This window comes from Bacteroides cellulosilyticus DSM 14838 (assembly GCF_000158035.1).
Classification (GTDB): Bacteria; Bacteroidota; Bacteroidia; order Bacteroidales; family Bacteroidaceae; genus Bacteroides; species Bacteroides cellulosilyticus.
Genome location: NZ_EQ973490.1, coordinates 1,106,195 through 1,116,791, shown reverse-complemented (window position 1 = coordinate 1,116,791; position 10,597 = coordinate 1,106,195). Strand labels below are relative to the sequence as shown.

At 44.5% G+C, this 10,597-nt stretch carries 7 protein-coding genes and 1 pseudogene; 7 read left to right on the top strand and 1 reads right to left on the bottom strand.

Going from position 1 to position 10,597, the window contains the following annotated elements:
* Nucleotides 1–47: 47 nt before the first annotated feature.
* Nucleotides 48–1,370 (bottom strand): amino acid kinase family protein, encoded by a 1,323-nt coding sequence (locus tag BACCELL_RS08735; protein WP_007211348.1) that lies wholly within the window; start codon nucleotides 1,368–1,370, stop codon nucleotides 48–50.
* 279 nt (nucleotides 1,371–1,649) lie between these two features.
* On the opposite strand from BACCELL_RS08735, the gene BACCELL_RS08730 reads away from it, so the two are divergent.
* The 7 genes and pseudogenes from BACCELL_RS08730 (at nucleotide 1,650) to BACCELL_RS08705 (ending at nucleotide 10,584) form a co-directional block, all read left to right on the top strand.
* Nucleotides 1,650–2,993 carry a sigma-54-dependent transcriptional regulator gene (locus BACCELL_RS08730; RefSeq protein ID WP_044153529.1) on the top strand — a complete coding sequence of 448 codons (1,344 nt, stop codon included), beginning with the start codon at nucleotides 1,650–1,652 and terminating at the stop codon, nucleotides 2,991–2,993.
* A gap of 1,007 nt (nucleotides 2,994–4,000) precedes the next feature.
* A complete protein-coding gene (gene kdpF / locus BACCELL_RS27745; protein ID WP_081450799.1) occupies nucleotides 4,001–4,081 on the top strand; it encodes a K(+)-transporting ATPase subunit F in 81 nt (26 codons plus the stop codon).
* Nucleotides 4,082–4,093: 12 nt separating this feature from the next.
* Complete coding sequence (kdpA, locus tag BACCELL_RS08725; protein ID WP_007211345.1) at nucleotides 4,094–5,800, top strand: potassium-transporting ATPase subunit KdpA; 1,707 nt, start codon at nucleotides 4,094–4,096, stop codon at nucleotides 5,798–5,800.
* A gap of 23 nt (nucleotides 5,801–5,823) precedes the next feature.
* Nucleotides 5,824–7,875, top strand: coding sequence for a potassium-transporting ATPase subunit KdpB (gene kdpB / locus BACCELL_RS08720; RefSeq protein WP_007211344.1), 2,052 nt, complete (start codon nucleotides 5,824–5,826; stop codon nucleotides 7,873–7,875).
* A gap of 12 nt (nucleotides 7,876–7,887) precedes the next feature.
* The gene (locus BACCELL_RS08715; protein ID WP_007211343.1) at nucleotides 7,888–8,463 is read left to right on the top strand and encodes a K(+)-transporting ATPase subunit C; all 576 of its coding nucleotides are present in this window, start codon (nucleotides 7,888–7,890) and stop codon (nucleotides 8,461–8,463) included.
* Nucleotides 8,464–8,591: 128 nt separating this feature from the next.
* Nucleotides 8,592–9,342, top strand: a pseudogene (locus BACCELL_RS08710) (TorF family putative porin).
* A 117-nt stretch (nucleotides 9,343–9,459) separates the two neighbouring features.
* Nucleotides 9,460–10,584, top strand: a complete 1,125-nt coding sequence (locus BACCELL_RS08705) for a sensor protein KdpD (protein ID WP_007211340.1) — start codon at nucleotides 9,460–9,462, stop codon at nucleotides 10,582–10,584.
* Nucleotides 10,585–10,597: the final 13 nt, after the last annotated feature.

The window sequence follows — 10,597 nt, the reverse complement described above, 5'->3', positions numbered from 1 at the left end:
ATACCATTATGAATTAATTCCGCCAACAGGTGATATAGAGAATCTTTTCAAGACGCCTTCTTAAGCAACTTTTCGTCAAGCAACCGGAGTGCTTCCGCCTTGTCCGTTACTTTGACCACCAGCGACACATCATTCTCATCACTTCCGTAAGAAATCATCTTCAGCGGAATATTCCTCAATGCATCCATAATCCGTGCTTCGGTTTCGATGCACGATGATTTCATGTTTCCTACCACAGAAATGATACTCATCTTATCTTCCACCCATATCCGGGCATACTTGTTCAGTTCCCGCAGGATGAGAGAAAGAAAGTTCCTGTCATCTGTGGCTACGGATATGTTATCGTTGGATGAAGTCAGCAGACAGGGCATCGTCTTATATTTGGCGAAGATATCGAAAATCTTGCTGATGAACATATAAGGCCGGAGTGTATGGTTCGATTCGAACCGGATGTATGTGATAGAATCTTTGGTAGCGACTGCCTTTACCATGTTTCCGTTCAATCTGTTGGCGGATATATAAGTCCCTTCTGATGTCGGATTCATCGGGTTGAGCAGACGGATGGGAATATTCTCTTTCCATGCTGTAGCCAGACAAAGCGGGTGCAGGATTTGGGGATTAAAGTAGATGAGCCGTTCAGCTTCACTGAAACTCAGGTTTTTTATGGTGTCGGCATCTTTCACTACCAGTGTATCATTGCTGTGTATATCGACATCTGTCCATATCCGTATTTCCTCTGCCTGTATAGCTGTCCCTATTAGGGCAGCGGTGTAGTCACTTCCACCTTGTTTTAGGTAATCGGTCTCACCAAAGGCATTCCTGCAAATGCTTCCCTGTGTGAGAAACAGATGTGTATTGGGGTATGCTTTACATATCTCTTTCACCTTTTGGCTGATATATTCCTCATCCGCTTCCCCGTTCATACCGGTGCGTATGAAGTCGAAAGCACAAATCACGCTGTTGTCCATTCCTTGCTCCTGTAAGTAGAATCCCAGCAAGGTGGATGTCAGTAACTCTCCTTGTGCCAGAATTTCCTTTTCATCGGTAGAGTAGAAAGGTTCCATACTGTATTTCCATATTGCTTGGAAACAGTCGAGAATGCCCCGGATGGCTTCGTGCTTGATAGTGTCGTTCGTAAGTAGTTCATTGGCAAAGTCAATGAACTGGAATTCCAGTCGGGTTATTTTGTCGTGTGCTTCCTCTATGTTTCGGTTGAAGAAGCTGGCAGCTACCTCGCCCAAATGTTTGGTAACATCTTTGGGAGCGGATAGTACGACTATTTTAGACGTATTGTCTTGAATCAGTTTTGCCACATGTTGCATACCTCTTACGGATGCGGTTGCATTTCCATCGAATTTGTAGATTCTCATATTCTTCTTTTTTTTAGTTATTAATCAAATCTTTTTGTGAAGCCCCCTTGCCATTTCAGAATGATTTTATCAAAATGGAAGGGAAACTCCCCGCTGCCTGTTTGCTCTTTTCTGCTCTTATCTCCTTGTACGAATGGAGTTAAGCTCTAAAATCAGTTTCGGGGTTTTCAAGCTTTCTACTATAAAAGTTCAAAAGATGTGCCGTTCGTATTAGGGAAAAGCTTTATATTTGCACACCCTGTTTTTAGCATTTATCAGTTTAAAACTTATCCGAAAGATATGAGCAAGATTTTAATCGTTGATGACGAGGTGCAAATCCGTACCCTGCTGGCACGGATGATGGAGTTGGAGGGATATGAAGTATGTCAGGCTGGTGATTGCAGGGCTGCCCTGAAACAGTTGGAACTGCAAAGTCCCGATGTCGCTTTGTGTGATGTTTTTCTGCCCGATGGAAATGGGGTAGACTTGGTGTTGGCTATCAAGAAAGCTGCACCCAATGTGGAAGTCATTCTCTTGACAGCTCATGGCAATATTCCCGATGGCGTACAAGCCATCAAGAACGGAGCTTTCGACTATATCACCAAAGGAGATGACAATAACAAGATTATTCCCCTTATCAGTCGTGCGGTAGAGAAAGCCGCAATGAATGCCCGTCTTGAAAAGCTTGAGAAGAAGGTAGGGCAGGCGTACTCTTTTGATTCTATCCTGGGAGAGTCCAAATCTTTGAAAGATGCTGTTTTATTGGCGCAGAAAGTGTCGGTGACTGATGTGCCTGTATTGCTGACCGGAGAAACGGGAACAGGCAAGGAAGTGTTTGCGCAGGCCATCCATTATAGCAGCAAGCGTGCACGGCAGAATTTTGTGGCTGTAAACTGTTCTTCGTTTAGCAAGGAGTTGTTGGAAAGTGAGATGTTTGGTCACAAAGCAGGTTCCTTTACAGGGGCGTTGAAAGATAAGAAAGGACTTTTTGAGGAGGCGAACAATGGAACGATCTTCCTGGATGAAATAGGTGAAATGGCTTTTGAATTGCAAGCCAAACTATTGCGGATACTCGAAACGGGAGAATATATAAAGATAGGAGACACCAAGCCGACACGCGTCAATGTGCGTATTATAGCCGCAACGAATCGTAATTTGCCGGAAGAAATAGTCAAAGGACGTTTCCGGGAAGACCTGTTTTATCGTCTTTCTGTATTCCAGGTGCATCTGCCGCCATTGCGTGAGCGCGCAGGAGATATCCGTCTGTTGGCAAAGGCTTTCGTGAAGAACTTTTCCGCACAACTTTCCCGCCCGGTAACTGAAATAACCCCTGACTTCCTCGCTACTTTGGAGTTACAACCGTGGAAAGGAAATATCCGCGAACTCCGTAATGTGATAGAACGCAGTCTTATTGTTTGCGAAGGCGAACAGTTGACTATTGCCGATCTGCCACTTGACATCCAGAATGCCCACTACGAACAGTCGGATGAAGAGACGCCTGGCAGCTTCGAACTTTCGGCTATGGAGCGTCGTCACATTGCGCGCGTATTGGAGTACACGAAGGGGAATAAGACGGAGGCCGCCCGTTTACTGAAAATTGGTTTGACTACGCTGTACAGGAAGATTGAGGAGTATAGGATATAGCTTGTATTCACAATCAGATCTGATATGACAATAAGATACCAAAATGGGAAGTTTTGCTGCTATATGTTGAACTTTCATCGTTATTAATAATAAGCGCTCCCGCTGGAAAGCTGCTTCTAGAAGAATATAACATTAGTTTATAAGGATTATATCATCTATTGGCAGCCCACAGATGATCTATTCAGCCCATATATATCATCTGTTTTAATCAAACAGATCATCAATTTCACTCAAACGGATGATGTGATTCGCAAAAGGGCTACACCTTTTGCTTCATAAGGCTACACTATCATCACTAAAAGGTTACACCATCTTCCAAAAAGGGTGTAGCCTTGTCAAAAAGCGGTCGATATTTCTCTATTTCAAAGAAGATAAGCAACGGAATCTAATAATCGATTTTGTGGGAATATATTATATATGCAATTAATAAGAACTAAATATGACGAAATCGGTTTCTAAAATATACTTTCTTTCTCGGTTTTAAGTCATATTGGATTTTTCTAACAGGAAATACTTGCGTTTTTTTGTAGCACAACAAGTATTGGTGCGAAAGAAAGAAATCTCAGATATCACGATTTACATTTTGACATTTTGATTAAGTTGCACAAAGTCCGATAGAAAAGTTCGACGCATGCAACGGGGGTATTGGGTAATCTGGAATCAGACAGAAATCGCCCAATAGTATTGTTTCTTTTCCTTATTCTTTCCCTCAATTCTTTTCAAAATAGATAATACCTTTTCATTTTGAAAGGGTGCTCTTTAAGGGAGTATCCTGATTCGCTTGTTGCATAAGGCTGTTTATTAGACGCTTATGAGTTTGTCCATCCTTCTGGCACGCTATTGGCACATAACCTTCCGATAAAATAAATAGTATTAATTCAATAAAGGTAAAAAACATGGGACTAACGATTTCATTTATTTTCTGCCTGCTGAGTGGCTTGTTCGCTTTCTGGCTGTTTTGGAAATGTGTGGACTGGTTTGAAAAGATTTAAGAAGGAGAGAGAATTATGTATACAGCATTATTTGTATTGGGTATTGCGGTTTTCGGGTATTTGATTTATGTACTTGTGAGACCGGAGAAGTTTTAAAGTAGAAAGAAAATGAACACAGAAATTTTAGGCGTAGCGTTGCAAGTTATCCTGATGGTGGTATTGGCTTATCCATTAGGAAAGTATATTGCAAAAGTCTATAAAGGACAAAAAACATGGTCGGACTTCATGAAGCCGGTCGAGAGATTGATATTCAAAGTTTCCGGTATCAATCCACAGGAGGAGATGAACTGGAAACAGTTCTTGAAAGCATTGTTGATATTGAATGCTTTCTGGTTTGTGTGGGGCATGGTGCTGCTGGTTACTCAACACTGGCTGCCTCTGAACCCTGACGGTAACGGACCGCAGAGTCCGGATCAGGCATTTAACACCTGCATCAGTTTTATGGTGAACTGTAACTTACAGCATTATTCCGGTGAAAGCGGATTAACTTACTTTACGCAATTGTTCGTCATCATGCTGTTTCAGTTTATTACGGCGGCAACGGGTATGGCGGCTATGGCAGGTGTCATGAAGTCCATCAGTGTAAAGACAACGAAGACAATAGGTAACTTCTGGAACTTCCTTGTATTGAGCAGTACACGTATCCTGTTGCCTCTTTCCCTGATTGTGGGCTTTATCCTGATTCTTCAGGGCACTCCAATGGGATTCGATGGCAAGATGGAGGTGACCACGCTGGAAGGACAGGAACAACTGGTTTCGCAGGGACCTGCGGCAGCCATTGTGCCTATTAAACAATTGGGTACCAATGGTGGCGGTTATTTCGGTGTAAACTCTTCGCATCCGTTGGAGAATCCTACGTATCTGTCCAATATGGTGGAATGTTGGTCTATCCTGATCATACCGATGGCAATGGTTTTCGCACTCGGTTTCTATTCCAATCGTAAGAAACTAGCTTATAGTATATTCGGTGTAATGCTTTTTGCCTATCTGGCGGGTGTCGGCATCAATGTCTATCAGGAGATGAACGGTAACCCGCGTATTGACGAACTGGGTATTGCGCAGGATGGCGGAGCGATGGAGGGAAAAGAGGTACGGCTTGGTTCTGCTGCAACAGCCTTGTGGAGCATTACGACCACCGTCACTTCCAATGGTTCGGTGAATGGTATGCACGACTCTACGATGCCGCTCAGTGGTATGATGGAGATGCTGAATATGCAGATTAATACCTGGTTCGGTGGTGTCGGGGTAGGTTGGATGAACTACTATACATTTATAATTATAGCCGTGTTTATCAGCGGACTGATGGTAGGACGTACACCGGAATTCCTCGGAAAGAAGGTGGAGGCACGCGAAATGAAAATTGCGACCGTTGTGGCATTACTTCATCCGTTTGTGATCCTGGTAGGAACGGCTCTGTCTACGTATCTGTTTGCCCATCATCCCGATTTCGTGGCGAGTGAGGGCGGATGGCTGAATAATCCGGGTTTCCACGGGCTGAGTGAGCAATTATATGAGTTTACTTCGTGTGCAGCTAATAATGGGTCCGGTTTCGAGGGACTGGGAGATAATACTTATTTCTGGAATTATTCGTGTGGTTGGGTACTTATTCTGAGCCGTTTTATCCCGATTGTAGGGCAGGTGGCCATTGCCGGTTTGCTGGCGCAGAAGAAATTTATCCCGGAAAGTGCCGGTACACTGAAGACGGATACGGTGACATTTGCAGTGATGACTTTTGCGGTTATCTTCATTGTGGCTGCCCTGTCATTCTTCCCGGTGCATGCGTTGAGTACGATTGCCGAACATTTTAGTTTGTAATTCATAATTAGTAATTTCATAAAATGAAAGATAAGAAATCAGCTTCTTTGTTTCAAAAGGAGCAAGTAATGGAAAGCTTGAAGCAATCATTCGTGAAGTTGGATCCACGGGTGATGATTAAGAATCCGATTATGTTTACGGTGGAGCTTGTGACGCTGGTGATGCTGGTAGTCTGCATCCTCTCGCTGGGAACTACGGAATATGGAACATTCGGGTACAACTTTCTGGTGTTCGTCGTTCTCTTTGTTACTCTGTTGTTCGCTAACTTTGCTGAGGCTATTGCCGAGGCTCGTGGTAAGGCTCAGGCCGACAGCCTACGCAAAACGCGTGAGGAGACTCCCGCTAAAATTCTGATTGATGGCAAAGTCTGCAATATCAGTAGTGCACGCCTGAAGAAAGGTGATTACTTTATTTGCGAAGCCGGTGATACGATTCCGGCTGATGGTGAGATTGTAGAAGGACTGGCTTCCATTGATGAAAGTGCCATTACAGGTGAATCTGCCCCGGTAATCCGTGAGGCGGGTGGGGATAAGAGTTCCGTAACCGGTGGTACGAAGGTGCTTTCTGATAAGATAAAGGTATTGGTAACCCAACAACAGGGTGAGAGCTTCCTGGATAAGATGATTGCATTAGTGGAAGGTGCTACCCGGAAGAAAACACCGAATGAAATAGCGCTGACTATCCTGCTGGCAGGTTTCACACTGGTATTCGTGATTGTTTGCGTCACGCTGATTCCAATGGCGGATTATACAAATATAGAGCATCCGGGAACGTATATCTCGATTGCAGCTATTCTTTCCCTGTTTGTTTGCCTGATACCGACTACGATCGGTGGCCTACTTTCTGCTATCGGCATTGCAGGTATGGACCGTGCGCTTCGTGCCAATGTGATAACGAAATCGGGTAAGGCAGTGGAAACGGCCGGTGATATTGATACGTTGCTGCTGGATAAAACGGGAACTATTACAATCGGTAACCGTAAAGCTACGAAGTTCTATGCAGCTCCCGGTGTGGACGAACGTGATTTTATTGAGGCTTGCCTGCTGTCTTCCATCTCAGATGAAACGCCGGAGGGTAAATCAATTATAGAACTGGGACGGGAAACAGGTCGCCGTATGCGTGACCTGAATACTACGGGTGCCCGAATGATTAAGTTCACTGCTGAAACAAAGTGTTCAGGCGTGGATTTGCAAAATGGTACTCAGATACGTAAAGGTGCTTTCGATGCTATCCGTAAGATTGCAGAGAGTGCCGGAAACAGTTTCCCGAAAGAGGTGGAAGATGTGATTGCTGCAATTTCAAGTAACGGCGGTACACCGTTGGTAGTGTGTGTCAACCGGCAGGTGGCCGGCGTTATTGAGTTGCAGGACATCATCAAACCAGGTATTCAGGAACGTTTCGAACGCCTTCGCAAGATGGGAGTGAAGACGGTGATGGTGACTGGAGATAATCCGCTGACAGCAAAGTATATCGCAGAAAAGGCTGGTGTGGATGATTTTATAGCTGAGGCTAAGCCGGAAGATAAGATGGAGTATATCAAGAAAGAGCAGCAGTCCGGTAAACTGGTGGCAATGATGGGAGACGGTACAAATGATGCTCCGGCATTGGCACAGGCAAATGTGGGCGTTGCTATGAATAGCGGTACGCAGGCTGCAAAGGAAGCCGGTAATATGGTGGACTTGGATAATGATCCTACGAAGCTGATTGAAATTGTGGAAATCGGTAAACAGTTGTTGATGACGCGCGGTACGTTGACCACGTTCTCTATAGCAAATGACGTGGCTAAATACTTTGCGATTATTCCCGCTTTGTTTATGGTAGCCATCCCTCAGTTGGCACCGCTGAATATTATGGGGCTGCATAGTCCTGAGTCAGCCGTCCTTTCAGCTATAATTTTTAACGCTATAATTATTCCTATATTGATTCCGTTGGCACTGAAAGGAGTACAGTATAAACCGATTGGTGCCAGTGCATTGCTTCGCCGCAACTTGCTGATTTATGGCTTAGGCGGTGTCATTGCACCCTTTATCGGAATTAAATTAATAGATATGATTGTCAGTTTATTCTTTCAATAAATAAAAACAGTAATGAAAACATTATTCAAATCCCTTAAAATAACACTTGCATTTTGCGTGTTCTTCTCTGTATTCTATATCCTTATCCTGTGGATATTTGCCCAGGTGGCAGGTCCCAATAAGGGTAATGCGGAAGTAGCGACTCTGGATGGTAAAGTTGTCGGTGCCGCTAATGTAGGACAGATGTTCACAAAAGACGTCTACTTCTGGGGACGCCCTTCCCATGCCGGTGACGGTTACGATGCTACCAGTTCTTCCGGTAGCAACAAAGGCCCTACCAACGAAGAATATCTTTCGGAGGTAGAAGCCCGTATCGATACTTTCCTCGTACACCATCCTTATCTGAACCGTAAAGACGTTCCGGCAGAAATGGTAACTGCCAGTGCTTCGGGGCTTGATCCGGATATCACTCCCGCCAGTGCTTATGTACAGGTGAAACGCGTGGCCCAGGCACGTGGCATGGACGAGGCACAAGTAAAGACTCTCGTAGACAATGCAGTACAGAAACCGCTTCTCGGCCTTTTCGGTACGGAGAAGGTGAATGTTCTGAAACTGAATATCGCACTGGAAGAAGCAAATAAGAAATAACTTTAGGTTGGTAGAGAGGCGGACAGATTCCATTCATATTTTGCCATGGTGATGTCTAAAACAGGGTGAATGGAACGCTGCCTCTCTTTTTTAAAGACAACCTTACTTTTAAAAAGATTGAATGAATTATGAAAAGATTAAGAAACAATATTTTTGCGACAGCAGCAGTTGCTGTTGCCTGTATTTTAGGAACTACAAGTGCAAAGGCTCAGGAATTTACTGTGCAGGGTGATTTAGTCAGCTCTTACGTCTGGCGTGGTGTTTATCAGACCGGAGCAAGTTTCCAGCCGACTTTAGGATTCAGCATAGGTGATTTTTCTGTGACAGCCTGGGGCTCGACAGACTTCGATGGTAATAAATCTTCAGAAGGACTGGCAAGCAAGGAGATAGATCTGACGGCTGCTTATACTTTAGGTGAATCAGGGCCCACCACTGTCCGTAGCAAGTCTATGGTGGGCAGGTCAGGGAGCCGGGAAGTACTTCAACTTCAAGAGCCATGAAACTGCTCACTTCTTTGAAGCAGGTTTGGCTTATACGTTGCCTTGTGAGAAACTTCCTTTGTCTATGGCATGGTATCTGATGTTTGCCGGTGCCGATAAGAATGAGGAAGGTAAGCAAAATTATTCTTCCTATTGCGAGCTGAACTATCCGTTCAGTGTGAAGTCGGTAGATTTGAATGCAACCGTAGGATTCGTTCCTTATAAAACTTATACAGTAGGATATGGAAATTCCGGTTTTGCTTTTACCAATGTAGCGTTGAAAGCTACCACGGCTATCAGGATAACAGATTCGTTTTCATTGCCTATCTTTGCGCAAGCTATCTGGAATCCATGTTTGGAGGATGCTCATTTGGTATTTGGTATAACGTTGAAACCGTGATAACTAAAGATTAGGCACGGATTACGCGGATTACACGGATTCTTGTTCTGTAATACAGCGTAATAGCGCAGCCTTTAATCCGTGTAATCCGCGTAATCCGCGCCTAAAAATGAAAGTATGAACAGAGAAGAAAGTGTACAGCACTTCCTCGACCTGATTAAGAAGTCCCGTCGTGGAAAATTCAAGATCTACATCGGCATGATTGCCGGTGTAGGTAAGTCGTATAGGATGCTTCAGGAAGCCCATGACCTTTTGGATAATGGTGTAGATGTACAAATCGGTTACGTCGAAACCCATGGTCGTGCCGGGACGGAAGTATTACTGGAAGGACTCCCTGTCATTCCGCGGCGGAAGATATTCTACAAGGCAAAGGAACTGGAAGAGATGGATTTGGAGGGTATTATCCGTATCCATCCCGATATTGTCATTGTAGACGAACTGGCGCATACCAACGTAGAGGGCAGCCGAAACGAGAAACGCTGGCAAGACGTGATGGATTTGCTGGACGAAGGTATCAATGTGATTTCCGCTGTCAACATCCAGCACATTGAAAGCGTCAACGAAGAAGTTCAGGGCATCTCCGGCATCGAAGTCAAAGAGCGTATCCCTGACAGTGTATTGCAGGAAGCGGATGAAGTGGTGAACATCGACCTCACTGCCGAAGAACTCATCACCCGCCTGAAAGCCGGTAAAATCTATAAACCGGAGAAAGTACCCATGGCGTTGAATAACTTCTTCAAAACCGAGAATATCCTTCAATTGCGTGAATTGGCTTTGAAGGAAGTAGCGTTGCGTGTGGAGAAGAAAGTGGAGAATGAAGTGGTCGTTTCCAGTGTAGGAGTCCGGCATGAGAAGTTTCTGGCATGCATCAGCAGTAAGGAGAAGACGCCTCGACGCATCATTCGTAAGGCGGCACGTCTGGCAACCCGTTACAATACTTCTTTTATAGCCCTATATGTACAAACACCCCGCGAGAGTGCTGACCGTATCGACCTGGCAAGTCAGCGCTATCTGTTGAATCACTTTAAGTTGGTCACTGAGTTGGATGGTGAAGTGGTTCAGGTACAATCCAAAGATGTATTGGATGCCATCATCCGTACTTGTAAAGAGAGACAGATCACTTCTGTTTGTATGGGCAGTCCTTCTTTCCGTTTACCTCAATCTTTGTTTATGGTGTTGAAATACAGAAAATTTGTGAATGATTTAGCTCAGGCAAACGTAGATTTGATTATACTTGCATAAAATTTAATTCATC

Excerpts from the sequence above, each read along its gene's own strand:
- BACCELL_RS08705 (WP_007211340.1), top strand. The coding sequence starts at position 9,460 with ATGAACAGAGAAGAAAGTGTACAGCACTTCCTCGACCTGATTAAGAAG.
- BACCELL_RS08735 (WP_007211348.1), bottom strand. The coding sequence starts at position 1,370 with ATGAGAATCTACAAATTCGATGGAAATGCAACCGCATCCGTAAGAGGT.
- kdpA (WP_007211345.1), top strand. The coding sequence starts at position 4,094 with ATGAACACAGAAATTTTAGGCGTAGCGTTGCAAGTTATCCTGATGGTG.
- kdpF (WP_081450799.1), top strand. The coding sequence starts at position 4,001 with ATGTATACAGCATTATTTGTATTGGGTATTGCGGTTTTCGGGTATTTG.
- BACCELL_RS08730 (WP_044153529.1), top strand. The coding sequence starts at position 1,650 with ATGAGCAAGATTTTAATCGTTGATGACGAGGTGCAAATCCGTACCCTG.
- BACCELL_RS08715 (WP_007211343.1), top strand. The coding sequence starts at position 7,888 with ATGAAAACATTATTCAAATCCCTTAAAATAACACTTGCATTTTGCGTG.
- kdpB (WP_007211344.1), top strand. The coding sequence starts at position 5,824 with ATGAAAGATAAGAAATCAGCTTCTTTGTTTCAAAAGGAGCAAGTAATG.